The organism is Streptomyces luteosporeus (assembly GCF_039532865.1).
GTDB classification, from domain to species: Bacteria; Actinomycetota; Actinomycetes; order Streptomycetales; family Streptomycetaceae; genus Streptomyces; species Streptomyces luteosporeus.
This window is the reverse complement of record NZ_BAAASL010000062.1, coordinates 1-859: the sequence shown is the minus strand read 5'-3', so window position 1 is coordinate 859 and position 859 is coordinate 1. Positions and strand designations below refer to the sequence as shown.

1 protein-coding gene is annotated in these 859 nt (G+C 56.3%); it reads right to left on the bottom strand.

Annotation, left to right across the window (positions count from 1 at the left end; translation table 11 throughout):
• Window positions 1-788, bottom strand: a 788-nt coding sequence (locus ABD361_RS30405) for a colicin-like bacteriocin tRNase domain-containing protein (RefSeq protein ID WP_425583373.1), incomplete at its 3' end; no start/stop codon positions are given.
• Window positions 789-859 lie beyond the last annotated feature (71 nt).

The window sequence follows — 859 nt, the reverse complement described above, 5'->3', positions numbered from 1 at the left end:
CCGGTCTCTTTCGGGAAACGAATAACGGCCTCACGGGAGTTACCACCGGCTGTAAAACCAGCCGGACGTGAATCACCTTTTTCAGCAACAATGCCTTTTGGCGGGGCTTTCGCTGTCGGAACACCTTTCGGTACGCTCACCTGCAGAGACGGGAGACCCGGAATCGACACACTGAATACCCCCGGACGTTTTGTCGGTTTCGCATCCACCACAGGGACACTCATTGGCCGACCTGCGACAACCGCAATATGCTGCCGCTCATCCTTCACCACATCCACAACCCGTTGTCTGACACGAACCGTCGCCTGGTCCAGTGGTAAAGTACTTGCCGGAGTCTCCGTCACCGCATCGGCCGGTAATGACGTCATAATTTTTGACATCATTTTCGGATCATCTTTTGCAATCTCAGAAGGCAGCACACCGTAGATCGCAATCCCCCACAGACCAAACTTAAACGGCCCCTTCAGGGCAGCCAGCACATCAGCAACGGCGGCCGACAACGCATCGCCGGAAACTGATAAAGCCAGTCCTTCAGCCCCCGGAGTAGCCAGGGCAGGCAGACCGAAGGCCATCGCAGTGGCCGAAGACTGTCCGCCACCAGAGCTACCGCTATGATTGCCGCTGTTACCACCATTACCACCGGGTTTACTCCCGCCGTTACCAAACTCCCCCGGATTATAGTTATGAATATCTCCATTCGGCGTATGCGTCGTACCCCAGCCCGGCCCGCTGTTTGGATCCGTACCACCACCTGATGAAGGGCCACCTTTACCAGACGTACCGTTCACATTCCCACTGGCCTGACCACCATTATGTCCCAGACCTGAATTACCCGGACCTCGACCGTCTCCACCACTCA